Raw genomic sequence first — 26,873 nt, forward strand, 5'->3', positions numbered from 1 at the left:
TTCACCGATCCGTGGTTTAAGATTGGGGGTAGGCGCAAATCAACTCTTCTTTTGACTCCTTAAATAACAGAACCAATTGCCCATTATGAACAACAGAAATTAAATCCATCTCACCAAACTTGTCAGGAAAGACGTACCCAGTTGAAGCCATCAAATTATTAGCAATCCTGTATGTACGCCCAAACTTCCCTTTCTCATTCTTGCCCTCATAAATAGCAAGCTGGTGATTCCCATCATTTCCAACATAATATTTTTGCTTATGCTCTCGCCCCTTTTTCTGCGAAACATCTCTTTGACCCTTCAATTCAATCGGATTAGTAAGCGGAGAGTAAACTCGCACTTTCTTGATTGGAACCGGAGCACCGTTTTTATTTGGCAGACAGTAGAGACCGTTTAGTTGCGATTCCATCTCTGCAATTTCCGCATCCAACTCAGCCTCCCGCTCTTCTGTAGAAGTAGCCCGCTGCTTCTTCAGCTTCTCAATAGCCTTTATAATACACGTTTCTTTCTCTCGACCTGCTTGCGCTATTTCCCGCACCCGATCATCCACAATCTTTTTCAAATCGGACTCGGAAAGATCGGCAAGTGATTTTCGCACCACATATTTAGTGCTTTCTTTTCCCGACTCTTTATCCAACCGCTTAATCGCCCCATAGAAGGTGTCTTGATGCAACGATCCGCGCGCGGTTTTACCCTGCATCACAATGGGGTTCCCATTTTTACCAGTTACAACCTTCCCGCGTTTCCTCAAAAGCTTTTTGGTCTGTTTTAGCAAGTGGTTGGGTACGTAGTGCGAAACAAGAATCTCGTTTTTGAGCACCTTCATATCTTCCGCAAACGTTTCCCATGGCTTTTTCAGGTGCGGCTTGCGAGGGACAGACGGATCATTTTGCTCATAACTCTCATAGTCATGATAAAATGCCGCAAGTTTGTCGTACTGGTTTCGCGTTAAACATGCGCAAACAATTGCATCGACGGTGTGGTGCGTATGATTGTCGCGGGATTTTTCTTCCAGCCCCCACTCTTTACGGCAGGCATCCGTTGTTTTCCCACTCACGCTATGGACGGTTTTGAACAGGGAGTTCAGATAAAGCCGCGCGTACTTCGTGATGATGCGTGTATCCACCAGTTGGCTGTTTTTAAACCCAGCCTTCACTTCCTCCATCGTAAAGCGGCGATATTTTTCGCGCAAATAGTCGCGCTCATACTGCAACAACAACCGGGCTTGGATGGCGCTGTCTTTTGCCTCTTTTGTCGCAGCCGCCCGGCTGGCGCCCACCTTCTTTTCCACCTGAAAATGAAGCCTGTCTGCCTCATCTTTCCAATGCTGAACTCGACTTAGAATCTGATCATAGTCCTCGCAATCAAAAGGTATCCGGTTTTTCTTTTTCCGATTACATTCTCGATGAGTTATGGTTTTATTTTCCTGCGAATTATCACAACACAGGCTTCGAGGAATCGTATGCTCGATTTCCGTCTCGGCAGAGAGCATCTGGCTTGCAGAAATTTCATTCCCGCAATAGATGCACCGATGGCTTTGCTCCTCCCAAAGCTTATATTTCAAAATCTCATCATCGCCGGCTTTCCGCTCCAAATCTTTTTCTATTTGTTCAGCATAACCCTTTCGCTTGTTTTCATTCTTTTTATTCCAGCGACGCAACGCGGTGCGCTTGTTGGCATCATTCATTTCGCGAGCCATTTCGACATGGACAATGGTTTGATCGTTTATCACGCCTTGCTTGAGCAACTCGTTAACAACCGCCTTGAGCCGGTGCATCGCCCGCATGAACACAGGATTCTTGATAGAAGAAATGCAAGGACTCTCTAGATACAGCTTCCCATCGTCAGCCCGCTTTGCGGGCTTATACGTCTCCTCCTTTGAAGGGTGATACAGAGATTTTGTACGACCTTCAGGTACCCCAAAGCGATCCACCAAATAGCCAGCAACGCGCTCCTCTAGGCGGGGAACAGGAACAAATTCGCCGTTATGTTCGTTAATTTGGCATTGAACAACGGCGGCAACCGAATCAGAAAACTCCGTTCGGTCACGCAGATCATATTTCTGCTCAAACTGATACGGGCTTTGTTTAAATTCTCTCAGCAATTCATTTGCTGATCTCAAAGCACGGGTCAGTTGGGTATGCGTGTCAATAAGTCCTTCAATGTCAGCCTTCAACCCAGGATCTTCTTCGATCGTCGTTCCAACAACCTTCTTTAAATTCGCAAAGAAGACCGCATGGGAATAAATCAACCCTTGTTCCAAATACGGCAATATCTTACTGATAGCCTTCAGGCTTAACGAGGCATATCCCTGCTTCAACTGAATCATCGCAAACTTCTTCGCCATTTCAGCGTCCAGCCCGAGATTCACCGTTGCCCAGGAAACTACATTTTCCTCATCATTGAACGAAAACAGGACATTCCAAACTTCATTCAAAATATCCTGCGCGGATTTATTTTCACGATTGCCCGTATATCTCTCTGATATAGCCGACTGGTAATCCTCTCCAAAAATAGTTTTCAACCTAGAAATCGTAGGACAGCCCGCCAACGACTGGTAATCTTTATAATTAAAAATTGCGCCCTTGTTTTTCCCCTTAGATAACTCCTTGGAAATATCCTTAAAATCAAAATTGGCTTTGCTCACACGGAAAAACTTCGCCTTTGCTTTTTCAAACTCCTCTTCCGAAAGAACCCGAAACTCCTCTGACTCGCTGAATTTTATCTTGATATTGTTTAGCACCTGCAACATGCGGAACTCTTCAAACAGAGGATGCGAAACCGGGCAGCGTTTTTTATTTGGCTCAAAAGGACAATTTGCAACAGAACCCTTTTGCGACTTCAAAGGGCGTTGGAAAAAAATCGCCTTCAGCAACTTCTCTTTCAAGTCAGCAGGAATTGATTGCTTCTCACAGATTACTTCAAACTCAGCCAAATAGTGGTCATCGCGAGACGTATGCACTTTTCGGGTCGGCTTTCCTTCTCGATAGCAATCCTCCCAGAAATATTGCCCCAGCGTCCGCTCACCCATCTTTTTGGACAGCTCAGCAATTTCAGTTTTCACAACACCGCTTTCCTCATCGGGCGTCGAGTCCAGCCGATTGCTCTTGAAACCGCGGCGTTGTGCCATGTGGTAGAAAACGCGGCCAATTTTAAAACGATCCTCCTCCTTATCCAAATTCAGGACTTCTGACGCCGCCAACCATCGGAAATAATAAGGATTCTTAGAGTCCGCCTCCGACGTCTTGCACCACGCCCGAAACGCTGGATTTTCAGGATAAATCTTTTTCGACTGCCAATCCTTAAGTTCGTCAATTGACAATGCAGGACAATATCCTGCCTCAGAAAGTGCCTTCAATGTCTGGATTTTGCGCAACTTGCGGCGAAACTTGATTCGCCGAGCCGCGCGATGGCCCGTCCGCTCAGATGCCTTCGAAGACTCCACTCCTTTTTCCGTCTTCACCCCTTCCTGAAAAATATGAACCCCGCGATATTCAAACCCATCATCACGCTTTACGATTTCAAATCCGCCATCGACTTCATCTACCACCGCCCAGCCGATGCTGTTGGTGCCCAGATCCAAACCCAGAATGCGCTTTCCCATTTTATTTTCCTTTCAGCTTCGTATTGACCCGTTTTCTAAAAACACCTACAAATGGTTCTGAAAAAACATTAAGAACTGTCTTTTCACAATAAGGCTATATGCCGAAGGTCTTTGACCTACTACCCCGCCTCGGCGGGGTTTCTTATTTTATCCCAGCCAAAATACGGGTAGATAATAAGCATTTAATTCATAAAAGCGAGTCTTTCGTTTCTTTTTAAATGTATATTGCTCCATGCAACTTCACTAGGGGACCATTTCTTCCGGGCACAAAAAAAAGCGCCCCGCGAGCGGGACGCTTTTAATATTTAATCCGGAGATTAAACTAGGCGTTGAGACGAGCTTCAAGCTTAGCCATCTGCTCGGTCATCTTGGCCGGGAGCTTGTCGCCGAACTTGGCGAGGTAAGCCTTGGCATCTTCCAGGGTAGCCTTGAAGAGGCCGTTGTCGACCTTCATCAGTTCCGCCCAATCTTCAGCCGGGATGTCCAGGCCGTCGAGGGTCAGGTCGCCGTCGATCGGCATCAGGCCGATCGGGGTTTCGCGGGCTTCGACTTTGCCTTCGACGCGGTCGCACATCCATTTGAGGACGCGGGAGTTTTCGCCGAAGCCAGGCCACAGCCACTTTCCGTCGTCGGTCTTGCGGAACCAGTTGACGTAGAAGCAACGCGGAGCCTTGTCGCCAAGGGTTTCGCCCATGTCGAACCAATGCTGCATGTAGTCGCCAGCGTGGTAGCCGATGAACGGGGTCATGGCGAAGGGGTCGAAACGCAGGGAAACGTTGCCGAGGTCGAGAGCGGCTGCAGTCGGCTCGGAGGAAGCGGTTGCGCCCATGTATACACCCTGTTCGAAGTCGAATGCTTCGTGAACGAGCGGCATGGTGTTGGTGCGCTTGCCACCGAATACGAAGATATCGATCGGAACACCGGCCGGATCTTCCCACGCATCGCAGATGACCGGGCACTGGGCGGCCGGAGCCGTGAAGCGGCTGTTCGGGTGTGCACCCTTTTCGCCGTCAGCCTGTTTCCAGGGGTTGTTCTTCCAGTCGATTCCACCGCCGCCGGGGCAGTCATAACCCATGTCTTCCCACCAAACATCTTTGTCTTCAGTGACAACAACGTTGGTGAAGATGGCGTTTTCTTCGATGGACGCGAGGGCCATCGGGTTGGAGCCTTCGGAAGTTCCCGGGGCAACGCCGAAGAATCCGGCTTCCGGATTGATGGCGTAGAGACGTCCGTCGGCACCCGGCTTCATCCAGGCAATGTCGTCGCCGATGGTTTCGACTTTCCAGCCCGGTACGGTGGACTGCAGCATGGCGAGGTTGGTCTTGCCACAAGCGGACGGGAACGCCGCCGCGATGTGGAACTGCTTGCCTTCCGGATTGGTGAAGCGCAGGATGAGCATGTGCTCGGCCATCCAGCCTTCGCGGCCGGCCATGGCGGATGCGATACGCAGCGCCAGACATTTCTTGCCGAGCAGGGCGTTTCCGCCGTAACCGGAACCGTACGACCAGATCAGGTTTTCTTCCGGGAAGTGGGCAATGTATTTGTCTTCGATCGGAGCACACGGCCAGCGGCTGTCGGCCTGACCTTCGGCCAGCGGAGCACCAACGGAGTGCAGGCAAGGAATGAAGGTGTCTTCTTTTTCGATCAGACGAAGAACATCCGTCGATACGCGAGCCATGATGTGCATGTTGACCACAACGTAGGGAGAATCGGTCAGCTCGATGGAGTTTTTGGCGATCGGGGAGCCGATCGGCCCCATGGAGAACGGGATCACGTACATGGTGCGGCCTTTCATGCAGCCCTTGTACAGTCCCTTCATGGTTTCCTTGAGCGCAACCGGATCAATCCAGTTGTTGGTCGGGCCGGCATCCTCTTCCTTGAGGGAAGCGATGTAGGTGCGGTTTTCAACGCGGGCAACGTCGGACGGATCGGAGTTGAACGCGAAGCTGTTCGGACGCTTTTCTTCGTTCAGTTTGATCGCCATTCCGGATTCACACATCTGTACCATCAGACGGTCATATTCTTCTTTTGAACCGTCACACCATACGATGTTATCCGGCGTAGTCATTTCTGCAACTTCAGCCACCCAGTCGAGCAGCTTCTGATTTGTTGTGGGAGCACTCATTATGCTTAAACCTCCATTTAGTTTAATAGACCCATTTACGTGAAATTTCGCGAAAGGATAGGGATTCGCCGTAAGATGTCAAACCTTGCCGGATAAAAAAAGGGATGGTTTCCCACCCCCGAAAGCACGGGATACCCGATGGGGTTTCCCGCCAATGGAATGCTTTGAACCCAATGAAATTGAAACAATTTGCAACATCCGGCTTGAGTTCCCGGAGACAATCCTTTCTTTTGTGTGGGACGTATGCGACATGGAAAAGCCATAGCCTGGGAGCGGAAGCTCAAAAGGGTGTTCGACGAAATCGATGCCGAACTCGAGAAAGCCTACGGGGAACGCTTTCCGCTCCATCCGGCACGCGCCCCCCTGGGCACGACCAGCAATCCGGAATCGGACGGGCTCTTCAACGTGGGAGCCTCCTATTCCGCGGGATTCGGCTCGAAGTTCGGGCCGGGCTATGTGGTTGAAATCCACCTTTCCACCCTCAAGCACGTCCCGCGCGAGCTGAAACACGAGTTGCGCAAAAAAGTGCGGGAGTTGATCGTGAAGAAACTGCCCTTTGCGTTTCCCGGGAAAAAGATCCACGTAGACCGCGAGCTGCGGCACCTGAGAATCCACGGCGACCTTAGCCTGGATTAATAGGAATAGGAGCTTCCGCCGATGAACTCGCGGAACAGCGCTTGCTCCGGAATGCACCCGTGGTCCACATAATCGTGCAGCGGCTCAAGGAACTGCATCACGCGCCGGGCGCGCAAATAGGCATCCTGGCGCTTGAAGTCGGTGCGATAGTGCTCAATGGCCTGCGGGAAATGGTGGAAGAGCTTGCTCTTTAAAACGGGGAACTCGTAGGGCATGGCACTGTTCACCACGAAATCCACATTGCCGATGAACGGGATAATGTATTGCAGCTCGCTCTTGCGCACGTAGTGCCAATGGGTCAGCGTATCCATCACGGAATGGTTGCGGCTCCAGCTATCGCGCACCATGCGGCGCATCAGGCGGTGGTCCGTCCAGCGCATGAACTCGTCGTTCCCCTTGCGGAGCTGGCCGAGGGTTTCGATGTAGAGCCGGAACTTATGGCTGTCGGGCACGCTTTTCGTCATGTCCGAATAGAGCCCGTGCAAACAATCCATCAAAAGGATTTCATCGTCGCCAAGCGTCATTTCATGAACATCGAGGGTTCGCTGGCCGGTATGGAAATCATAGTGCGGCGTCTTGATGGTCCTGCCCGAGAGCAACTGTTCGAGATGCTCGTTGATCAGCCCGATGTCGAGCGCCTGGGGCGTTTCGTAGTCGTAGTCGCCGAATTCATCCATGGGGTGGTCTTCGAGATTGAAGAAATAGTGGTCCACATGGAAAGCCTTGAGCTTTTTTCCCTGGCCGGAGAGTTGCTGCTCCATCTTCATGGTGGTGGTGGTCTTGCCCGATGAAGAAGGGCCGGCAACAATCACCAGGCGCACGCCGTCGCCATGGTCAAGCACCCGCTGCCCCGCCATGCGGCACTCGTTGGCATAGCGCTCCTCGCAGGCCATCACCAGATCGGGATAGTTCCCCTGCTCGATGATCCGGTTGATGCCTTCGATGGATTCGCAGCCATGCTCGATGTTCCAACGCAGGACTTCGTAGATCAACTTGTAGGGAATATTGTCGGTCGCCTCGATGGCCCCTTGCCTGGCTTCGCGGACCTCGGTGCGCTTCTGGCGGTAGATGATGTAGGCGCGGGCGGTCTTGATATGCCCGTTTTCCATCAGCACCGCCTCGACGATGTCCTGCAGGTCTTCCACGGTCGGCACCTGTTCCGCATAGCTGTCGGCGGTGCGCTGCTCCACCAACCGGGCCAACCGTTCGGCCTCATCAAAGCCAAAGCCACCACTGGAGGCAGCGGCGGCTTTGAAGATGGCGTTGGTGATCCGGCCACGGTCGTACATGGCAACCTGGCCGTCCCGCTTTATAATAGTCTTTACGGAACCCATACCTGCCCTCCGACATCAAATCAAAACCAAACACCTAACATGAAACCAATCCCCTCAAATATCAACAAAACAGTTTAAAACGGATCAACCGGGCTTCATTTTTCCACCCAACCTTCTTTCCTGTACTTTCTCGCCCTTGCCGACACGGCATCGTAAAGTGACTCTATGAAAACACACATTTCCTGGCCCCATGCCCCACCGCATCGACTCCTCGAAAAAGGAACCTATATCGTCACCTGCGGCACCCATCAGAAACAGCACATCCTCAATACCTCGCAAAAACTCACCCTCGTCCGCGATCTGCTGTTTGAGCTGGCGAACAAATATGACTGGCAGCTTCAAGCCTGGGCCATCCTATCCAACCACTACCATTTTGTGGCCGGCTCCCCCGATGATACCACCACGCTCAAAAAAATGCTTTCCACTCTCCACACCCTGTCCGCTCGCGACATCAATCGCATAGACAACACGCAAGGCCGCAAAGTCTGGTACAACTATTACGACTCCCGCATCACCTACGAAAAATCATGGCTCGCCCGCCTCAAATATGTCCACCACAATCCGGTGCACCATGGAGTCGTAGAAAACGCCGAGCTGTATGAATGGTGCTCCGCCGCCTGGTTCGCCCGCGAATCGCCGAACGCCTTCGTCAAAACCGTCAACAGCTTCAAAATTGATCAGGTTAAGGTCTATGATGATTTCGGAGTGCGCCAGCTTGATGGCGCTTTAAGATCGGGCAGCTCGATGCCCGAAGATATGGAGTGCGGTGGCTCGACACCGCTTTTAAATACGCCCGCAAAGCAATCTAACAGCGCTCTCAAGCGAGCGCACTCCAAAGAGGCTTCGCCTCAATTTAAAAGCGCCGTCACGCGAAGCGAGTCTGAACACCTGCAAGACAACCCGCAGGACTCCAAAGCGGTCTCAAGCGAGCGCACTCCAAAGCAGCTGCGCTGCAAATACTGCAACTCTACCGCCATCGTAAAAGCAGGTACCCGCAAGCTTAAATCCGGCATCAAGCAACTCTACAAATGCAATGACTGCCTGCGAAAGTTTTCCAGCCTGCATCGCAATGCCAAACAGACCGATCCCGAAATCATCCTCAAATCCCTCATTGCCGCCTGCCGCTCCGCCAGCTACGAAGAGATCCGGCGCTTCATCGAACGTCGATACCAAAGAAGCATTTCCACCAGTGCCATTTCCAAATGGGTCAAGGAATACAATCCGCCCTATCTCAAAAAGCGGGCAAAAAATAATGCCGTCTCCAAAATCGTCATCTCCAACGTCTTCACCCACCGCGACCTCAACTACAACTTCCAGATTCATGTTCCCAAGCTCGCGGATTGCCCATTGAAAGAATTGAAGGAATACTTGGTCAAGCTGCCCGGATCCATCGACCACCACACCTTTGAAACCGCAAGCCGATGCTCGCAATGGCTCAACCCCAGCCTGAACATTAACGTGAAGCACTCCCAAAACACCCAGGCCTGCAAGGACGCCCTCAAAGCCCTCCAGTTCGCCAAAACCAATTATCAGCGGCATGATGTTGTTGAACAGTTCATGCTCAACTGCGACTGCTATACGATTGCCAGCGAAGTGCCTGTTTGGATGAGCCTTTCGGAGTGCGCAGGCTCGACTGCGCTTTCAAACCAGGGCGGCTCGACGCCCGACACATCCGCACCGCAAAATATGGAGTGCGCAGGCTCGACTGCGCTTTCAAACACCCCCGCACCGCAATCTTCGAAAAGCGGTGTCGAGCGGCTATCGCGGGCCTTCGGCCCACCGCACTCCGAAACAGTTTCCGGCCACATCGACCTCCTTCAATGGAAGTTCAACACCCTCTACATCCTCGACTTCAAGCCCAACACCAGAAAAGAAAACAAACAGAAAGTGGCCAGTCAGTTGAGTCTGTATGCGATGGCGCTCTCAGTGCGGGCGGGAGTGCCGATGGATCGCATGCGCTGCGCCTGGTTTGATGGCGAGGACTTTTATAGCTTTAAGCCGTAAAAGCATATGGAGTGCGGGCGCTTGAGACCGCTTTAAAACAAACCAGTAAAGCACTATAGTGTGGCGGGTGTTTTGCAATTGCTCAGACCCGCTTCGCAGACACCGCTTTCAAACGCTAACGGTCTGCAATCTAAAAACGAAGTCGATCTTCTGTAGCCGCCCCACTGGTCGCCGTTCTCATACATTTTATACGTATAGTCTCGAACCCCGATTTATATCGTTGTATATGAAGCATTATGATTCTCAAGCAGCACATTAATGGAACCGGATATAAGACAACTGACCTGAGCCCATAAACTTGGACAGTTTCAAATGAGAGTAACACTTGTACAGACTCAGTTGTCTATGTTTATGATTCGGCAGATTGTAGTTAGCAGTTGTAACTAGTAGGGGATAACAAACAAAAGGTTTAAAAACTAAATTGAAGTATTTTAGATATGAGAAAAGAATTGAAGTGTTTATTGACAGCAGGATTGGCTTTGGGGAGTGTTTTTCCCATGGCTAAGGGACAAGCTTCGGCTACAAATCTTTCAGTTAATTTAGAACCTGTAGTTGTGGGAGAAAATTATGAAATTAATCAAACCTTGAAGAATAGTACTCCTGGAAGTCCTGGAGATGTTAGCAAGTCATATAACCAAATAGTGATTAGTGAAAATCTTTTAAATAGTGGATGTTTCGGATTTCAGACTCCTGCCTTAGATTGGGAACATAGTTTAGTCCCCAATAATTTAAGTAAATTGGGATATACTACAAACTCTGTAAATTGGCATAGGCCCAGTGCGAATAGGGATTACACCTACGAAGTCCCAACAAACTCAGTAATCGGCTGGCACTTCGTTCCAGCAACATTTACTGCGAATAATGGAGATACTGCAAATTTAGATGGTGGATTTAAGGTGCCAATCACACGTTTGAAACAAACAACAAATGGAGTTAGTTTTGGTTGGTTATATGATCATGATTTAGTTCCAAAAGATGCAAATGGGTTGGTGAATAGTTCTGCAACTTTCGAAGCTGCAGATCTTGAGGACCCAGATGGTGATGGGCTTCTTAATTGGCAAGAGTATATTGCTGGTACAAACCCAACCAATGCCAATGATTACTTCAGAGCGGAGATTGAATCTACAATCAATCGTGTGATTGGGGAGAAACCTTATCCAAATCTTGAGAATAGAATTTATTGGACCCCAAACATTACCAATAGAGCATTTGGTGTTGAGTTTAATACCAACTTAGTTGAAGGGGCTGGCTGGCAAAACCTTGAGACTGTTACAAATAATGCGGGTTATGTTGTTGATACAAATAACTTTAACGCGGGTTATTATAGGATTGGCATTGGCTTGGTGGAGTAGATTTAAAAGCGCTGTCGAGCCAGCGCACTCCAGATCCACTTTCGGGATATCCCGCTTATGAACACCCCTTCCCCACTCGCGAAACCGCCACCTCCCGCCTGCCCGCACCTTTCCAGCCGAGAGACAGCAATTTGCAGTGCGCGAGCTTGATCGCGCTTAAAACAGGCAGCTCGACGCCGTTCCCCCCTCCTGCGCCTTTCAAAGCGGCGCCCCTCCTGCGCCTTTCAAGCTGCGTCGGAAAAGCGTGTTGCACACAAACCTTCCGCCCTCATCACTCCACAAAAAAGCGCCCTGCTCGAATTCAGGACGCTTGCTTCATCTTCCCCTCAAATTGGGGAGAGATCTGGGCCTATTCGCCGTCGAGGAAGCCCTCGAGCTTGCGGATACGGGTCGGGTGGCGCATCTTGCGCAGGGCCTTCGCCTCGATCTGGCGAATACGCTCGCGGGTGACGTTGAACTTGCGACCCACCTCCTCCAGCGTGCGCGGATAGCCATCCACCAGCCCGAAGCGGAGCGTAAGCACCTCCTGCTCGCGGTCGGTGAGCGTCTGGAGAACGTCGCCAATCTTTTCCTTCAGCAGGCTGAATGCGGTCATTTCGTCGGGCTTCTCGGCCGACTTATCCTCAATGAAGTCGCCGAAGTGCGTATCGTCGGAATCGCCGATCGGGCTCTGCAACGAGATCGGCTGCTGGGCAATCTTCAGGATGGCGCGGACGCGCTCGACCGGCAGCTCCATCTCGTCGGCCAGCTCCTCGGGGGTCGCTTCGCGACCGAATTCCTGAAGCAGCTGCTTCTGGATGCGCATCAGTTTATTGATCGTTTCGATCATGTGCACCGGAATACGGATCGTACGCGCCTGGTCGGCGATCGAACGGGTAATCGCCTGCCGGATCCACCAGGTGGCGTAGGTCGAGAATTTATAGCCGCGTCGGTATTCAAACTTTTCGACCGCTTTCATCAGGCCCATGTTGCCCTCCTGGATCAAATCCAGGAAGGAGAGGCCGCGGTTGGTGTATTTCTTGGCAATCGAAATCACCAGGCGCAGGTTGGCCTCGATCATCTCGGTTTTGGCCTTGAGTCCCTTGCGGAGCCAGACGCGCAGATCGGCAAAGTGCGCCATGAACTCCTTCTGTTCCATATGGAGATAGGTTTCCAGCTCCTTGATCTCCTTGCGGATGCCGCGCAGATCGGTATTGGCGCTCTTGGCGCGGCTTTTCTTCAGACGATCCACCTCCTCGAGCAAGTGCTTCATCTTGTAGTAGGATTTATCGACCTCCGGAACGATATCCTCGATGGCCTTCTGCTTGAAATGAAGCTGCTTATAATATTCGGAAAGGCGCTGCTCCGCCTTGTCGAACATTTTCAGGGCCTTGCCTTCTTCCTCGCTGCCTTTCTTGGCCGAGGAATATTCGAGATAGTATTTGAGTTTCAGCTCGCGGTTGCGCTCGATGCCCTTGAGCACTTTCGGCAGGTCGTTGAAATAGTCCTCGCGACACTCGACATGCTTGTCGGAGATGATGCGGTCGAAACGTTCCTTGCCCAGCTCAAGGCGCTCAATCACGCCGAGGTAGGCGTCGGTTGCGCAGCCAAGGCGGTTGAACATCTTGGTGGTGGCGATCTCCGCCTCTTCGATACGCATGGAGATTTCCACCTCCTGCTCGCGGGTCAGCAGCGGCACCTGGCCCATTTGCTTCAGGTACATGCGAACCGGGTCGTCCAGAACATCGGAACGCGCGCTCTGCTTGTCGGCCTGCTCCTTTTCGAGTCGCGCCTGGTACTCCTCGACATCGTCCTGCCGGATAATATCGATTTCCATGCTCTGCAGCAGCCCCACGATCTTGTCGATGTCCTCGACAACAACCATGTCTTCCGGGAAGGCTTCGTTGATGTCCTCGTAGGTCAGGAACCCGTGGTCGGACGCCAGCGCCATCAGTTCCTTGATGCGATCGTTGCGCTCTTCGCGATCCATCAGGGAAACACCGCCGGACGTTGCCTCATCAACGGCAGCCACGGTTGCGGCGACCTTGTCTTCCTGCGTTTTTGCTTCGGCGGAGGTTTCCGCCTTTTTCGCGGGGGCTTTCTTGACTGCGGCCTTTTTCCGGGCCGGTGCCTTTTTTACAACTTTTTTTGCAGGTTCTATTTTTTGACCAGGAGCGGCGGCTTTCTTTGCGACGGTAATCGTGGTGGCTTTTTCAGTGTCGGGCTTAGAGGTTTTCTTGCTTGCGGCCTTCTTTGCGGAAGACTTCTTTTTCGAGACAGCCATGGGACTCCTTGTTTATAAAAGTATACAGTTCACCTATTATAGTGAAGAAAGCCGGTAATTAATAGCAAGTTTCCCCTCCACGTCAACGTAAAGTTGCAACTAATTCTTTAAGGCCCCAAATGCGAATATTCGCTTGAAACATCCCTGCTCAACAAACACTATTTTCAAATGAATTCCATCTTCCGCCCCTACCCGTCCCATCCGTGGATCGCCGACTGGACCTTCGAGCCGCGCGGATGCAACGCCTCGTTCAGGGAAAACAGCCCCGGGCTTTTTTTCCAGGCCCGGGAAACCGTTGGAAGGATCGCCCCGAGCATGGCCGAACCGGCGTGGATACTCCAGGTCCCCGTCCCGCAAAATAGTGGCATCACCGTCCTCTTCAACGGCTTTTGCGCCTATTTCACCCGCAGGAAAGAACTGCTGGGCGCGGAAACAATCGTCCCGGAACCCGGCGTCCTCTGGGGGCAAACGGCCGGAATCCCGAATGCTATCCTGGCGACCGACCAGCCGATGGAGGAGGCGGAAGGATACCAGTGGATTGACCACGACGACTGCCCGGCCCTTCTCGCCTCCCGCGGCGGCACCTTCTGCCTGGTAACCAAAACCCACCTCAAATCGGAGGCCATCCGCATTGCGGAGGGCTATCTGGAAAAAAACCTGGACAGGGTCATGGAGCAGGAACTGGCCTACCGAAAAGGGGCAAGCAACCTGTTCGAAGACATGGCCCACCACGATTCGCTGGCCGTAATCTGCGCCGAATCCATGATGAAGGCCCTGCGTCCACCGGAGGGCGGCATCCCGCTATCCTGGTGCCAATCCTCGACCTCCGGCACAGTCGGCCTCGACATCAACGAACTCTTCCCGCTGGCGCAGGCCTGGAAACTGATTGATCCGGAAATGGCCGAGGAGCTCGTCACCTGCGCGCTCAAACTCCAGAACAACGCGGGTGCCATCCCCATCTTCTACTCGCCCCACGCCACCCATTCCCTCATGGAAGCACCTAAACCGCTCATGGCAAAAACCATCGAGTCGGTGTGGGAAGCCCGGCGGGACGAGGCCTTTCTGACCACCGTGCTTCCATTGCTCCGGCGCCATATCCAATGGATGCTTCACCATTTCGATCCCAAGCGCAAAGGGATCCACTGCTGGAAAAACAGCGCCGAATGCGTGGTTCCAGCCCTCTACGAAACGGATTTGGCCACGGTGGATCTGACCGTGCTCCTGCTCACCGAAATCGATGCCCTAAACCGCCTGCGGCGCAATTGCCCGATCTACCAGGACGACCCCGAAACCTTTGAAGAAGAGCGCACCCAGCTGGAACACAACCTGAACGAAATGTTCTGGAACGAACCGGAATCCGCCTTCACCAAGGCCTACCTTCGCGATAACGAAACGACACTCCGCGGCTTCCCTGCCTTCATGCCTTTGCTTTGGCATGGCCTTCCCGTTTTGCGCAAGAACGCCATGCTCGACCGGGTCCACGAATCCGGAACCCTGCCGGGCGGCCTAAGCGTGCTCAGCTGGCGCAAGTCCGCCATGGACGACGACTCGTTCCCGATCCTCCAGCAGTTGCTCACCTTCCATGCCTTGAAACAATCCGATCCCCACGGCACGCTGATGTACGACTTCTCCCGCATCACCCTCCAAGGCTTCGTGGAGTGGCATACGTTGTCGCTGGAGGAGGATAAGCGGCTGCAAATCAATCCGGTCATGGCCGCCTTCATCATGAACGTCCAGGCCATCCGGCAATACCGCTACCATGCAAAGGGCGGGTTCACCGGCTATATGTTCAAACTAATGCGCAAGGCCAAGGCCGACCGTTTCGATCTGGCGGTCATCGCCGCAACCATTTTCACCGTGTTCAGCGTCCACACGGTCTACACCATCCTCCAGGCCCCCCCGCCCCTTCAAATGCTCGAAGCCCAGATGAATGCGGCCTACGCCAACAAGGATGCCGGGCAAACGCTTCGGAACTGCATGCAGATCATCAGGCACTACCCCCACGACGCCGCGACGGCCCGGTTGCTGGCCGGCAACATCTCCCTGTTGCAGAACAATCTACCGCAAGCCGGCACGCTCTTCGAGGACATCCGCAAGGACTATCCCGACAGCCCGGGCCCGATGATTGCGCTGGGACTCACCTACCAGTTGCTGGGCCGCTTCGAAGAGGCGGAATCGAACTATCACGAATTCTGCTACATCTTCGACGAAATCTTCCCCGAGCTCACCGGCAGGATCAACCACTTCCGCCAGCTCATGCAGGAGGGATTCAAGTCGCCGCCAAAGTGGCAGGAAATTTATCGATATCAGCTGATGCACGAGCTAGAGTAGCGCGCATTATTGAAATTCCAGAAAGGTTCGCATGAAAAAAACACTGTTGTTTGCCCTCGCCGTCCTTGCCCTCGCGGCAACCGGATGCGGCGACCGTGAGGCCCGCGCCAAGGAAAAGAAGGCCAACACCACCTTCATGTTCTGGTGCTTCCGCAAGGAAATCGTATCCGACAACTACCACGTGCCCGACATGCGGACCGCCGCCGCCGCGCAATACCTGCAGAACAAAATGAAGGCCGTGCCCGGCTACGACGACAGCTCCTACGACCTCGAAAAAAACATCCTGACCGTCAGCTACAAAAGCAGCACCGTTCGGAAAATGAACTTCGAGGAAGCCATTGCCGAGGCCGGATTCCCCGTCAACCTGCGCCCTGCGGATCCCAAAGCCAAAATTCCCGAAGGAGTGAAATAGCATGAAGTTTTCCATATCCCCCGCCCCGCTGGCCGAACAGAAAAAAGAGGCCCTCGTGGTTTTTTGCCAAGGAGGGGAAATCCTGCTCCCATCGGGCAGCGCAGGGCTTAGGAAGCAACTTGCCGCACTCCTGAAGAACTCGGCATTCAAGGGCGAACCGGGCCAGGTGGCCCAGCTCCCGCTCAATGGGAAACAAGTCCTTCTCACCGGAATCGGTGCCGCGAAATATTTCCACAACGGCCTGCTCGAGCAAGCCGCCGCCGCCGCCATCAAGGCCGGGCGGGCCGCCGGGCTCAAAACCTTCGCCATGGCCTCGACCCTCACGCTCGAAGGCGTTTCCGAAACGGACTACCAGCTCCTCGCAGGACGCGGCGCGGCGTGGGGAACCTACGAATACGCCACCTTCAAAACCTCCGCGAAAAAGAGTGCGGCGGCAACGCTAACCTTCGCCGGACCGGTCGAGGACAGAGGGGTCATCAAGGATGCCGAGGCGCAGGGAGCCGCACTGGTCGGCACCGCCGACCTCGCCAACATGCCCGGCAACAAGGCCACCCCAACCGCCATCGCCGACTGGGCCAAAACGATGGCCAAGGAAAACGGACTCACCTGCAAGGTGATGGGCGAAACCGAGCTGGCCAAAAAAGGGTGCGGCGGCATCCTCTCCGTTGCCAGCGGCGGCGCGGAAGAAGCCCGAATGATCATCCTCAAGCACAAGGGAACCGACCCGAAAGCCAAACCCATCGTACTCGTCGGGAAAACCCTCACGTTCGATTCCGGCGGCATCTCGCTCAAGCCCGGCAAGGGCATGGAATGGATGCGCTACGACAAGAGTGGCGGCATGGCCGTGCTCACCGCCATGCAGATGATTGCCCGCATGAACGTTGAGGTGCCCGTGGTCGGCATCCTTTGCGCCGCCGAAAACATGCCCGGATCCAAAGCCACCCGCCCCGGCGACATCGTTACCGCCTACAAAGGAAAAACCGTCGAAGTGTGCAACACCGATGCCGAAGGTCGCTTGGCCCTCATGGATGCACTGGGGCTCGCGGTCGACATGAAGCCGCGCGCGATCGTCGACATCGCCACGCTCACGGGCGCCGTCATCATGGCACTCGGCGGCTCAGCCGCAGCCGTGCTCGGCAACCAACCGCAGATCGTCAACGAACTGATCGACGCGGGCCTGACCGCCGGCGAACGCCTTTGGCAACTGCCGATCTTCAAGGATTATTCCGACAACATGAAGTCCGACTTCGCCGACCTCTCCAACATCAGCAAAACCCCCGGCGCCGGAACGGCAACCGCGGCGGCCTTCCTGCAAGAATTCGTTCCCGAGGATATTCCGTGGGCGCACATCGACATCGCAGGCACCGCCTGGCTCGAATCGCCCAAGCCCCACCAGGCCCCCGGCGCAACGCTCTTCGGTGCCCGCACCCTCGCCCAATGGGTCGCGTCGCAGGACTAACCCATGGAACTCGACTGGCAATCGGTCGGAACGTTTGGCATCTACACGCTGGCAGGAGTGCTCTGCATCGCCGGATTCATCCTCTCGTGCCTATCGCTTTCCGGCACCTGGGTGGTTTTGGCCGCAACCGGACTGGTGGCGTGGCACCGCTGGCCGGCCTTCCCGGGGCTCGCAACCCTCATCGTTTTCCTGCTGCTCTGCATCGGGGTTGAAGCCATCGAAACCATGGCCGGCACCTGGGGCGTGCAACGACGCGGCGGCTCAAAGGCCGCCGGCATGGCCGCCTTGGCCGGCGGTTTCATCGGCATGATCCTAGGCGGCTTCATTCCAATACCCATCATAGGGAATCTCGTTGGCATGATTGCCGGCAGCTTCGGACTCGCCTTTGTTGTTGAGCATTCGAAAATGAAAAAGGCCGACCATGCCGCGCATGTTGCAACCGGCGCCGTACTCGCCCGTCTGGGCGTCATCTTCCTCAAGGTCGGAATCACCCTCGCCATGAGCGCCGCCCTGGCGCTCGGCTGCGTCCTGACGAAACAAACCACATGAAAAAGAAACCTGATACGCAATACGCAGTACGCAATACGCAGTCAAAGATCGCCTACTACATCACCGCCCACGGCTATGGGCATGGAACCCGCTCCTGCGACATCCTCAATGCCCTACGCACAGCCGCCCCCAATGTCCCGATCATGGTCAAGACCGACCTGCCCACCGACTTCATGGCCAGCCGCCTACCCGACACCATCGACGTCCGGCCCGGCGCCTTCGACCTCGGCCTGATCCAAAAAGATTCCATCCAGGTTGACCTCGAAGCCTCCATCGATACCCTCGAAAAACTCTATTCCCGCGAAGAGGAACTGATTGCCCAGGAAGCGGACTTCATGCAGCGCGAAAACATCGGCGTGGTCGTGGCCGATATTCCCGCCATTCCGCTGGCCGCCGCGCAACGGGCCGGAATCCCCAACGTGGCCACCAGCAACTTTGGCTGGAACTGGATCTATTCCGAATTCATCGGCCACGATCCACGCTGGAAAACCTATGTCGAAAAGTTCCGCCAGGTCTACGCTCAGACCGACCTGCTGCTGCGCCAGCCCTTCGCCGAGCCGATGGAAGCCTTCCCGAACCAGATCGACCTGCCGTTGCTGGCCAAACCCGGCACCGAATGCCGCGCCCGCATTGCCGAAGCCACCGGAGCCGATCCCACCAAACAATGGATCCTGCTTTCCTTCACCACCCTGGACTTGAACCAAGAGGCCCTGGCCCGATTATCATACTTGCATAAGTATGATATTTTCACCGTCGACCCCCTGGAATGGCCGGATTCCAACATCCGTTGCCTATCCCGTTCGCTTGCCCCCTTTGCCGACATTCTTGCCTCCTGCGACGTGGTGGTCACCAAGCCCGGATTCGGGATCGTCTCCGAATGCATCGCCAACACCAAGCCGATCATCTATTCGGACCGGAAGAATTTCCTGGAATACCCCATTCTGGTGGATGCGATCGAGCGCTACTGCAAACAGGCGTTCATTCCCAATGCGGAGTTGTACGCAGGAGAATTGGAACGGGCCCTTGTCGCGATTGAAACCGCGCCCGCACCGCGCGAGGCCATGCCTCGCGGCGGCGCAGAACGTGCCGCCGCGGAAATCCTGAAGCGGCTGGGATAAAAGAAAGGGGCTTTGCCCCATGCTAGAGGTGTAGTGCCGTTGGCACATTTCCCGTTCGACGGGGCAGGCGGGCCGCCTGCGGTACATTGAAGAAACGTTGTAGACGGGTTGCCGGGCTAAATGTCTTGTCCGGCTTCTGGATGATGCTTGGCCCCTTGCGGGGATACGGACTGCCGCTGTTGCGAAACGCCGACCAGCAATACACCAACGACCGCCAGCACATAGCCGGTCGATTCGAGAACTGGAATATGTTTCAGGGGAAGCACGATCAACCGGCCGCTCTCGCCATCGACCCCCATGATTGCGGCAGCAATCATGACGGAAACGATGACGAACGAAATGGCCAGCCCTAGCGATGCCCCCTTGATGTCCGCCCACAGCACGAGATACTGGGTTGCCAGAATGGTTCCGGCAATACCCAGCACCCAGTACAACGCGGATTGCCCACCTGCGACGGCATACTTGCATTTCTTAATGCAGGCGATGGTGCCCACGTTGCACGCAGCCGCCACCAAGGTGAGCATCACGTTGTTCATCCGTAGACCGGGCCGTAAGTTTCGCAGGCGCGGAAATCGGCGCCTTCGCGGTTTTCCGTACCGAACGAGCTCCAGGCCGCCGGACGGAAGACATCGCCGTCTTCAACGTTGTGCATGAAGACCGGAATGCGCAGGATCGCGGCGAGCGAGATCAGGTCGGCCCCAATGTGGCCATAGCTGAACGCGCCGTGGTTGGCGCCCCAGTTGGCCATCACGGAATAGGTATCAACAAAGGCCCCCTTGCCGGTAATCCGCGGCGCGAACCAGGTGGTCGGCCAGGTGCTGTTGGTGCGGTTGTCGAGCACCTTGTGGACGTCGTCCGGAAGCTCAACCGTCCAACCTTCGGCAATCTGCAACACCGGGCCAAGGCCCTTGACCATGTTGACGCGGCTCATGGTGATCGGCATGCCGGCCTTGGTTACGAATTTGGACGACCAGCCACCGCCGGGGAAATATTCCGTGACGGACGGATGCCAGGTGGTTGCTTTCAGGCAGGCGTCTTTTTCGGCTTCGCTGATTTCCCAGAAGGGCTTCATGGCCGGCTCGCCATCCACACTCTGCTGTCCGCAGCCGTCGAGCGCGGCGGAACCGGAGTTGATCAGGTGGATGATGCCATCGGCGGCAACGCCGTCGAGCTGGTGGCCGGTAACGCGCTTAACGGCGTCCGGGCTCCAGTAGGTGCGCACATCGGCGAAGACCTGCGCGGTGTTGGTGAGCAGATGCCCGAAGAGCATCGGCACGCCGTTGAACGCGTCGTTTTCGGTGGCCACCAGGCGCGGCATGCGGATGCCGCTCCAGTCGAACGAGCTGTTGGAGATGGCTTCGAGGAAGTCGCCGTTGGCATAGGTGTCCGTCCAGTGGCGCTGCCCCTGGAAACCGGAGACGATGGCATTGTGGCCGCGCGCCTCTTCCTTATAGCCCATATCGATGAGTGCTTCGTTGCCATACATCAGGTCGCGGGTGATCAGCGCCATCTTGACCGACATTTCCCACTCGGCATCGAGCTTTTCACGCGAACGGGTGGTTTCCGGCGAATTCGGGTCGTCGCCTTCCGGGCAGTTTTCCTTCACCCAGGACAGCGCCGTTTCATATTCCGCGGCATCGTAGATCTCATCGCGGATGCGGCGGTGCATTTCGGTCAGGTCGATCGCTTCGACGCGCATGCCGAGATAGTCTTCGAAGAATTGCTGGTCGACGATGGAACCGGCAATCCCCATGGAAACGCCGCCCATGGAGAGGTAGGACTTGCCCTTCATCATGGCCGCGGCCAGACCGGCCTTGGCAAAGCGCAACAGCTTTTCGGAAACATCGGCGGGGATGGAGGTGTCGCCCGCATCCTGCACATCGCGGCCATAAATGCCGAAGGCCGGAAGGCCCTTCTGGGCGTGGGCAGCCAGTACCGCTGCGAGGTAGACCGCGCCGGGACGCTCGGTGCCGTTGAAGCCCCAGACGGCCTTCGGGCGCATCGGATCCATGTCCATCGTTTCGGAGCCATAGCACCAGCACGGGGTGACCGTGAGGGAGACGCCCACGTTTTCGGCATCGAACTTTTCGGCACAGGCGGCCGCTTCGGCCACGCCCCCGATGCAAGTGTCGGCAATGACACACTCGACCGGCTCGCCGTTCGGGTATTTGAGATTTTCGCTGATGTGCTTCGCCGCGGCCTTGGCCATGTTCATGACCTGGTCTTCGAGCGATTCGCGGACGCCGCCGTAGCGGCCATCGATGGTCGGGCGGATGCCGATTTTCGGAAGTTTGGTAATCCATGTGTTTGACGTTGCCATATAGCTCTCCTTGGTTGTCTATTGATGGCATCAATAAACACTTAAACGTCAAACTTGTCGGTCGGATTTCGGGGTGGTATATTTTATACATTTAAGGAAAAACCATGAACGAGATCATTAGCTACGGACGCTTCCAGTGCACGGAACTCACGCCGCACAAGAACCGCGGTATGGAAATCACCTACATCGAGAGGGGCTTGATGGAATGGATGGTCGAGGGCGAACTGGAAAAGGTGAAGTCGGGCTCGATCTATTTCACCCTGCCCTGGCAGGTGCACGGCAGCGTCAACCCCAAGGAACCGGACAACACGATCTGGCACGTGCTGTTCCACCTGGAAAAGGACTACCCCACCCCGCACACCCACTTCCAGTTTCCAAAATCGTTTGGGTTCAGCAAGGAGGAGATGGAAATCCTGAGCCAAACCTTCGCCGGCACACGGCAGCATTGCTTTCCGGCCACCCCGGCCATGCGAAGCCTGATGCCCACGCTCATCGGCGAGCTGCAAAGCACCCATGCCCTGCGCGACGCCCACACCAAAACCCTTATCCGGGCCATCCTCGTCGAGCTCAAGCGAATCATTTCCGGCGAGGTGGTCGATACCGGCCAAAACACCTATTCCGAACAGCGCGTGCAGGCCCTCATCGCCAGCCTGCCGTCGAGCTGCGACCAACAATGGACGCTGGCCGAAATGGCGGAGCATTGCGGCATCCAGCGCACCCAGCTCAACAAGGTGTTCCAGAAACTCACCGGCAGCACCCCCATGGAATATCTCTTCCGCATCCGGATGGAACGCGCCAAAACCCTGCTGCGCGAAACCGACATCAAGATTATCGACATCGCCTTCGAGTGCGGCTACGGCACCAGCCAATATTTCGCCAACACCTTCAAGCAGGCCATCGGCGCAACGCCGTCCGAATACCGCAAGCACTTCAGCGGACTCTCCGCCGCCGAATCGCGCGACTGGAAAAACATCCAGTTCCGCACCGAGGAAGAAGAACGCCGCCGCGTCCGCGACTTTAGTTCCTAGAGTTGATATCCCAAAGGGATTACGTCATCAGCCCAAGGTTGCCAAAGGCTACCTTGGGTCGAACGGGTCAAGATGGGTAGCGCCAAAGATGTTGTGTCCATTGAAATGCCCACACACACATCGTTTTGTGAAAAACAAAAAAACCACCCTTGCCATGATACCAAAACTTGATACTATGCATTCGCGATGAACAAGAAACATACGCGCACACTCGAAAAGATCATGGAGAAGCCAGAGCGTTCAGATATCCCATGGAAGGATATTGAAGCACTCATCATCGCCTTGGGAGGAGAAATAACCGAAGGAAGAGGCTCTCGGGTCAGAATTTATTTAAATGATGTGCGGGCCGTGTTTCACAGACCTCATCCCAAAAGAGTGACAGATAAAGGAGCAGTCAGTTCAATGCGTAGATTCTTGAAAGAGGCAGAGGTGATCAAATGATGGAATACAAAGGATATATTGGAAAAGTTGAATTCGACGACGAAGCAAACATCTTTCATGGCGAAGTCATCAACCTCAGGGATGTTGTCACGTTTCAGGGTGAAACAGTTGGAGAGCTTCGAGAAGCATTCAAAGGTTCAGTAGATGATTATCTTGAGTTTTGTGAAGACCGTGGCGAGTCACCAGAAAAACCCTACTCTGGTAAATTCATGGTTCGAGTTGAGCCAGAACTCCATAAAGCCGTGGCAATGCGTGCAAAAATTGAACACAAGAGTCTCAATGCCTGGGTGCATGACGCACTAGAAACTGCAGCCGGATAATAAAGCAAGCGAGTGGAACCTACCTCGAGTCTGGTTCCCTGGCGAGTCACTCGCAACGTAAAGGAAAAAGATGGATATCGATTCAGTTTTGACCGTCATTCCGATTGGAATCCTCATCATATTTGGTTTGTTTATCCTGCTGCTTCCGGTCATTGCCCTGCTTAGCCTCAGGAACCGGCCGATGAACGAAATCGCAAAGTTCCTATGGGTTCTCTTGATTCTCCTGCTTCCCTTTCTTGGCGCCATCGTCTGCCTGATCGTTTCCCCGGGGAGTGTTTTCTGCGACGACGCAGAAGAATAATATTTTTCGAGCGGATGGCCACAAAAAACCTGGAGCAGCGGTGCCGCAACCAAATTATTTGAAGCTACAGATGAACACCGAAGACACGGATTTTTTACCACAGAGATCTCAGAGACACAGAGCATCCTAACCCTCTGTGCCTCAGAGTCCTCTAGCGCAGCGGGTGGTAAAAAAATTTGCCAGGAAAACAAGAAATTGACGGATAGTAGTACGAAGACATCGAACCTGCGGTCTTCGTGCATCTTGAGCCTCTTTGTGGCCAATGAAGTTTAATCTTTTAGGTTTAGTCGTGAAGCCTACCCCAACACACTGCTGCTGAGCTGGAGGATGCTGCTGACGATGCCGAAGACGAGCAGGAAGACGAGCGCGAACACAAAGAACATGGCCCCGGTTCCGATCCAAACCGTCAGCCGTTTCATTTGGTCGCGAAGTTCTTCGTTCCGCGCTTTGTAGATGCTGCGGAAGCCGGCCACAAGATCGCCCGCGTCCTCACTGATACCGAGGATGTCCAGATCCATGTCCGGCATCACCTTGTTATGGCGCAGGGCGTTGGCAAACGACGCACCATCGCTGATCAGTGTGCGGCTGGCGGAAAAGAGTCCGCGCAGGTAGCGGTTCTGCATCGACCGCTCGATCAGGCGCAGGGCATCGGTGGTGTCGACCCCGCTATCGAGCAGCACGGCAGAAAGATTGCAGACGCGGCTCAGCTCCGCATTTTGCGCTATGCCCTTCACCACGGGTAGGCGCAATAACCAGCGGTCGCTTGCCAGCCGTCCACCCTCGGTCTTGCGCCACTGCCGAAACAGCAGGAAGATCCCCCCGAACGCACCGAGAATGAACGGCCCGCCCGTCAGGCTAAACTTGGCAAAGCCCATCACGATCCGCGTTGGCAACGTCAGCTCGCCCCCCATCGAATCCATCATGGTCTGTATGTTGGGCATGAGGTAGAAGAGCACGAAAAGCATCACCAGAAAAACGACGATTAGGATAAAGGCCGGATAGGCCAGGCCCGACGCAATCTCTTTACGCATCTCGCGCCGCGTCTCAAGCATCTCGATCAGGTTTTCCAGAATCGGCCCGAGGTTACCCGTCGCCTCGCCGGCCTCGACCATGGCAATGGTGGTGGCGTCGAAAATCTTCGGGAAGCGGCGCATGGCGCCGGCCATGTTGGAACCCTTGCTGAGTTCGTGCCAGAGCCCGGAGCACAGCGCCTTCTGGCGCGGCACGGTCAGGCGCTGCCCCAGTGCCTTGACGGCATCGCCCAGCGGCATTCCGTTATCCACCAGCTGATGCACGCGGGTGAACAGCTCCAGCGCAATCTTGTTGGCCTCGCCCGCACCGACCTGGGCGCTGTTGAGCTTCTCCATCTCGGCCGAGGTCACCGGCTTGGATTTTTCGCGGCTGGCGGCATGGGCATGGTCCGCCGGATTGGCGGGCCGGATATCGACCGGCGTCAGCCCATCCGTCCGGAGCTTCCGGCGTGCGCCGGCGGCATCGGCCGCCTCGACCGCGCCCGTGCTCGAATGCCCCTGTGCGTTGACCGCCCTATAGAAAAAACGTGGCATGGCCTATCCTTCCGCACTTTCCGACATATCGGCATAGCGCATCACTTCCGAAAGCGCCGACCGCCCGTTCGCCGCATGCTCCCATCCGCAGGCCTGCAGGCTGCGCATGCCGCGCAACAGCGCCTGCCGCCTGATTTCGTGCGCCGATGCACGCTGCACAATCAAGCCATGGATGGTTTCATCGACCTGCAGCAATTCAAACATGCCCACGCGGCCCCGGAAGCCCAGCCCTGCACAGGCATCGCAACCGGCCGGCAGGCGCAATCCGTCCGCCGCGGCCGCCAGCGACTGATCCATGCCAAGCGTCATCAGGCAGGAAGCGATGACCTCCTTCGGGGAATCGTCGGGGATGGCGCAATGCGGGCACAGCCGGCGGATGAGCCGCTGGGCAATCACCATCTTGACCGACGATGCAATCAGGAAGGGTTCGATGCCCATGTCCACGAGACGCACAATGGCCCCCGGCGCGTCGTTCGTGTGCAAGGTGCTCAGCACCAGATGGCCGGTCAGCGAGGCGCGCACGGCGATATCGGCCGTCTCGCGATCGCGGATTTCCCCCACCATGATCACGTCCGGATCCTGCCGCAGGACACTACGTAGCGCACTGGCGAAGGTCAGTCCGATGTCGGAGTTGACCTGGGTTTGGTTGATCTGCGGAATCTCGTATTCGATCGGATCCTCCACCGTGATGATGCGGCGGTCGGGCGTGCCGATCTGCCGCATGAACGAGGCGAGCGTCGTGCTTTTGCCCGACCCCGTCGGGCCGGTAATCAGCATGATGCCGTGCGGCAAATCCAGCACCTTGGCAATGCGCGCCTCGTCGTCGGGCAGGAACCCGAGTTCCTGGATCGAGGTCGGCTGGCTCTGCTCGTTGAGCAGGCGCATGCTAACGCTCTCGCCATACATGGTGGGCAGCGTCGATACGCGCACATCGACCTCCTGCCGCCCCTTGCCGTAGGTGATGCGGCCATCCTGCGGCCGCCGCTTTTCGGAAATGTTCATGCGCGACATAATTTTGATGCGCGAAATGATGGCGCTTTGGAAATTGACCAGGTTGGGCGGCACGTTGACCGGAACCAGGCGCCCGTCGATGCGGTAGCGAATGTCGAGGTGCTCCTTGCGCGGCTCGAAATGGATGTCCGTTGCGCGGTCGCGCATGGCCTGCTGGATCACCTCGTTGACGAAGCGGATGATGGCGGCGTTTTCGTCTTCCTGTTCATCCTCGGCACCCCCATCGAGCCCGTCGGTGTCGGACTCGTCGAGGCTGGCGGCCCCGACGCCGAAGCTCTTGGTGATGACGGCGGTGAGACGCTGGGGCTCCACCAGGAACCAGTCGACTTCCCGCCCGCAGACGGCATAGACCCAGCGCTCCATCCGCGCGCTCGGCGGCCATAGCGTGGCCAGGCATAACCGGCCCTGCCCATGCCCTTCCGGCGGGCGGATCGGCAGTGCGCTGCAACTATGGATCAGCCGGTCGGGGAACCGCGTGGAACCCTCCAGGTCCGGCTCGAAGGTCGTGAGCAGCGGCAGGCCGCACCCGTGCGCCAGCATGGCCAGCAGCTCGCGGGCCTCGATGCCCGTCGCCGCCGATAGGCTGTTGAGCTTGTCTTCGCGCGAAGCCGTTTCGACGATGCGCTCCGCTTCCGGATCGAGATCGCGGATAATCTTGCCCAAGCCCGAGGCGTTTGAAACCGAGTCGATTTGCATCCGC

Annotated in this window: 20 protein-coding genes; 12 read left to right on the top strand and 8 right to left on the bottom strand. The window is 55.3% G+C overall.

Annotation, left to right across the window (positions count from 1 at the left end):
• Positions 1 to 16: 16 nt before the first annotated feature.
• Together cas9 and E9954_RS13810 are read right to left on the bottom strand one after the other, a co-directional pair.
• Positions 17 to 3,604 (bottom strand): type II CRISPR RNA-guided endonuclease Cas9, encoded by a 3,588-nt coding sequence (cas9, locus tag E9954_RS13805; RefSeq protein WP_136079732.1) that lies wholly within the window; start codon positions 3,602 to 3,604, stop codon positions 17 to 19.
• A 322-nt stretch (positions 3,605 to 3,926) separates the two neighbouring features.
• Complete coding sequence (locus tag E9954_RS13810; RefSeq protein ID WP_136079733.1) at positions 3,927 to 5,729, bottom strand: phosphoenolpyruvate carboxykinase (GTP); 1,803 nt, start codon at positions 5,727 to 5,729, stop codon at positions 3,927 to 3,929.
• A gap of 243 nt (positions 5,730 to 5,972) precedes the next feature.
• Between E9954_RS13810 and E9954_RS13815 the strand changes: the two genes are divergently transcribed.
• On the top strand, positions 5,973 to 6,365 hold the full coding sequence (locus tag E9954_RS13815) for a hypothetical protein (protein WP_136079734.1): 393 nt from the start codon (positions 5,973 to 5,975) through the stop codon (positions 6,363 to 6,365).
• On the opposite strand, the gene E9954_RS13820 is transcribed toward E9954_RS13815, so the two are convergent.
• Positions 6,362 to 7,699, bottom strand: a complete 1,338-nt coding sequence (locus tag E9954_RS13820) for a uridine kinase family protein (RefSeq protein ID WP_136079735.1) — start codon at positions 7,697 to 7,699, stop codon at positions 6,362 to 6,364. The genes E9954_RS13815 and E9954_RS13820 overlap by 4 nt on opposite strands.
• Before the next feature lie 165 nt (positions 7,700 to 7,864).
• Between E9954_RS13820 and E9954_RS13825 the strand changes: the two genes are divergently transcribed.
• Together E9954_RS13825 and E9954_RS13830 are read left to right on the top strand one after the other, a co-directional pair.
• Positions 7,865 to 9,703: an REP-associated tyrosine transposase gene (locus tag E9954_RS13825; protein ID WP_136079736.1), complete on the top strand. Its 1,839-nt coding sequence runs from the start codon at positions 7,865 to 7,867 to the stop codon at positions 9,701 to 9,703.
• Positions 9,704 to 10,140: 437 nt separating this feature from the next.
• A complete protein-coding gene (locus tag E9954_RS13830) occupies positions 10,141 to 11,055 on the top strand; it encodes a thrombospondin type 3 repeat-containing protein (protein WP_136079737.1) in 915 nt (304 codons plus the stop codon).
• Between the two features lie 349 nt (positions 11,056 to 11,404).
• Here the strand turns inward: E9954_RS13830 and rpoD are convergent, their stop codons facing one another.
• Complete coding sequence (gene rpoD, locus E9954_RS33670; RefSeq protein ID WP_136079738.1) at positions 11,405 to 13,318, bottom strand: RNA polymerase sigma factor RpoD; 1,914 nt, start codon at positions 13,316 to 13,318, stop codon at positions 11,405 to 11,407.
• Positions 13,319 to 13,486: 168 nt separating this feature from the next.
• Here rpoD and E9954_RS13840 point away from each other — a divergent pair, with 168 nt between their 5' ends.
• From E9954_RS13840 to E9954_RS13860, 5 genes are read left to right on the top strand one after another with little or no spacing between them, the layout of a single operon-like run.
• Positions 13,487 to 15,649 (top strand): tetratricopeptide repeat protein, encoded by a 2,163-nt coding sequence (locus E9954_RS13840; protein ID WP_136079739.1) that lies wholly within the window; start codon positions 13,487 to 13,489, stop codon positions 15,647 to 15,649.
• 31 nt (positions 15,650 to 15,680) lie between these two features.
• Positions 15,681 to 16,061, top strand: a complete 381-nt coding sequence (locus E9954_RS13845; protein WP_136079740.1) for a heavy-metal-associated domain-containing protein — start codon at positions 15,681 to 15,683, stop codon at positions 16,059 to 16,061.
• A gap of 1 nt (position 16,062) precedes the next feature.
• Positions 16,063 to 17,520, top strand: a complete 1,458-nt coding sequence (locus tag E9954_RS13850) for a leucyl aminopeptidase family protein (RefSeq protein WP_136079741.1) — start codon at positions 16,063 to 16,065, stop codon at positions 17,518 to 17,520.
• 3 nt (positions 17,521 to 17,523) lie between these two features.
• Positions 17,524 to 18,069, top strand: a complete 546-nt coding sequence (locus E9954_RS13855; RefSeq protein WP_136079742.1) for a DUF456 family protein — start codon at positions 17,524 to 17,526, stop codon at positions 18,067 to 18,069.
• Positions 18,066 to 19,187: a glycosyltransferase family protein gene (locus E9954_RS13860; protein ID WP_136079743.1), complete on the top strand. Its 1,122-nt coding sequence runs from the start codon at positions 18,066 to 18,068 to the stop codon at positions 19,185 to 19,187. Before E9954_RS13855 ends, E9954_RS13860 begins: the two co-directional genes overlap by 4 nt.
• 116 nt (positions 19,188 to 19,303) lie before the next feature.
• On the opposite strand, the gene E9954_RS13865 is transcribed toward E9954_RS13860, so the two are convergent.
• Both E9954_RS13865 and E9954_RS13870 read right to left on the bottom strand, forming a co-directional pair.
• Positions 19,304 to 19,723 carry a hypothetical protein gene (locus E9954_RS13865; protein WP_136079744.1) on the bottom strand — a complete coding sequence of 140 codons (420 nt, stop codon included), beginning with the start codon at positions 19,721 to 19,723 and terminating at the stop codon, positions 19,304 to 19,306.
• Positions 19,720 to 21,507, bottom strand: coding sequence for an L-fucose isomerase (locus E9954_RS13870; protein ID WP_136079745.1), 1,788 nt, complete (start codon positions 21,505 to 21,507; stop codon positions 19,720 to 19,722). The genes E9954_RS13865 and E9954_RS13870 overlap by 4 nt, the downstream gene beginning before the upstream one ends.
• A gap of 104 nt (positions 21,508 to 21,611) precedes the next feature.
• Between E9954_RS13870 and E9954_RS13875 the strand changes: the two genes are divergently transcribed.
• The 4 genes from E9954_RS13875 (at position 21,612) to E9954_RS13890 (ending at position 23,597) form a co-directional block, all read left to right on the top strand.
• On the top strand, positions 21,612 to 22,535 hold the full coding sequence (locus tag E9954_RS13875) for an AraC family transcriptional regulator (protein ID WP_136079746.1): 924 nt from the start codon (positions 21,612 to 21,614) through the stop codon (positions 22,533 to 22,535).
• Between the two features lie 186 nt (positions 22,536 to 22,721).
• Positions 22,722 to 22,976: a type II toxin-antitoxin system HicA family toxin gene (locus E9954_RS13880; protein WP_136079747.1), complete on the top strand. Its 255-nt coding sequence runs from the start codon at positions 22,722 to 22,724 to the stop codon at positions 22,974 to 22,976.
• Positions 22,973 to 23,296: a type II toxin-antitoxin system HicB family antitoxin gene (locus E9954_RS13885; RefSeq protein WP_136079748.1), complete on the top strand. Its 324-nt coding sequence runs from the start codon at positions 22,973 to 22,975 to the stop codon at positions 23,294 to 23,296. The genes E9954_RS13880 and E9954_RS13885 overlap by 4 nt, the downstream gene beginning before the upstream one ends.
• A 70-nt stretch (positions 23,297 to 23,366) precedes the next feature.
• The gene (locus E9954_RS13890) at positions 23,367 to 23,597 is read left to right on the top strand and encodes a PLDc N-terminal domain-containing protein (RefSeq protein WP_136079749.1); all 231 of its coding nucleotides are present in this window, start codon (positions 23,367 to 23,369) and stop codon (positions 23,595 to 23,597) included.
• A 296-nt stretch (positions 23,598 to 23,893) separates the two neighbouring features.
• On the opposite strand, the gene E9954_RS13895 is transcribed toward E9954_RS13890, so the two are convergent.
• On the bottom strand, positions 23,894 to 25,162 hold the full coding sequence (locus tag E9954_RS13895; protein WP_136079750.1) for a type II secretion system F family protein: 1,269 nt from the start codon (positions 25,160 to 25,162) through the stop codon (positions 23,894 to 23,896).
• Between the two features lie 3 nt (positions 25,163 to 25,165).
• Positions 25,166 to 26,869, bottom strand: a complete 1,704-nt coding sequence (locus E9954_RS13900) for a GspE/PulE family protein (RefSeq protein WP_136079751.1) — start codon at positions 26,867 to 26,869, stop codon at positions 25,166 to 25,168.
• Positions 26,870 to 26,873: the final 4 nt, after the last annotated feature.

Source organism: Pontiella desulfatans (assembly GCF_900890425.1).
GTDB lineage: Bacteria > Verrucomicrobiota > Kiritimatiellia > Kiritimatiellales > Pontiellaceae > Pontiella > Pontiella desulfatans.

Coding starts and splice junctions, on each gene's coding strand:
- E9954_RS13820 (WP_136079735.1), bottom strand. CDS start 7,699: ATGGGTTCCGTAAAGACTATTATAAAGCGGGACGGCCAGGTTGCCATG.
- E9954_RS13885 (WP_136079748.1), top strand. CDS start 22,973: ATGATGGAATACAAAGGATATATTGGAAAAGTTGAATTCGACGACGAA.
- E9954_RS13850 (WP_136079741.1), top strand. CDS start 16,063: ATGAAGTTTTCCATATCCCCCGCCCCGCTGGCCGAACAGAAAAAAGAG.
- E9954_RS13825 (WP_136079736.1), top strand. CDS start 7,865: ATGAAAACACACATTTCCTGGCCCCATGCCCCACCGCATCGACTCCTC.
- E9954_RS13870 (WP_136079745.1), bottom strand. CDS start 21,507: ATGGCAACGTCAAACACATGGATTACCAAACTTCCGAAAATCGGCATC.
- E9954_RS13830 (WP_136079737.1), top strand. CDS start 10,141: ATGAGAAAAGAATTGAAGTGTTTATTGACAGCAGGATTGGCTTTGGGG.
- E9954_RS13895 (WP_136079750.1), bottom strand. CDS start 25,162: ATGCCACGTTTTTTCTATAGGGCGGTCAACGCACAGGGGCATTCGAGC.
- E9954_RS13815 (WP_136079734.1), top strand. CDS start 5,973: ATGCGACATGGAAAAGCCATAGCCTGGGAGCGGAAGCTCAAAAGGGTG.
- E9954_RS13860 (WP_136079743.1), top strand. CDS start 18,066: ATGAAAAAGAAACCTGATACGCAATACGCAGTACGCAATACGCAGTCA.
- E9954_RS13875 (WP_136079746.1), top strand. CDS start 21,612: ATGAACGAGATCATTAGCTACGGACGCTTCCAGTGCACGGAACTCACG.
- E9954_RS13855 (WP_136079742.1), top strand. CDS start 17,524: ATGGAACTCGACTGGCAATCGGTCGGAACGTTTGGCATCTACACGCTG.
- E9954_RS13810 (WP_136079733.1), bottom strand. CDS start 5,729: ATGAGTGCTCCCACAACAAATCAGAAGCTGCTCGACTGGGTGGCTGAA.
- E9954_RS13840 (WP_136079739.1), top strand. CDS start 13,487: ATGAATTCCATCTTCCGCCCCTACCCGTCCCATCCGTGGATCGCCGAC.
- E9954_RS13880 (WP_136079747.1), top strand. CDS start 22,722: ATGAACAAGAAACATACGCGCACACTCGAAAAGATCATGGAGAAGCCA.
- E9954_RS13900 (WP_136079751.1), bottom strand. CDS start 26,869: ATGCAAATCGACTCGGTTTCAAACGCCTCGGGCTTGGGCAAGATTATC.
- E9954_RS13845 (WP_136079740.1), top strand. CDS start 15,681: ATGAAAAAAACACTGTTGTTTGCCCTCGCCGTCCTTGCCCTCGCGGCA.
- E9954_RS13890 (WP_136079749.1), top strand. CDS start 23,367: ATGGATATCGATTCAGTTTTGACCGTCATTCCGATTGGAATCCTCATC.
- cas9 (WP_136079732.1), bottom strand. CDS start 3,604: ATGGGAAAGCGCATTCTGGGTTTGGATCTGGGCACCAACAGCATCGGC.
- rpoD (WP_136079738.1), bottom strand. CDS start 13,318: ATGGCTGTCTCGAAAAAGAAGTCTTCCGCAAAGAAGGCCGCAAGCAAG.
- E9954_RS13865 (WP_136079744.1), bottom strand. CDS start 19,723: ATGAACAACGTGATGCTCACCTTGGTGGCGGCTGCGTGCAACGTGGGC.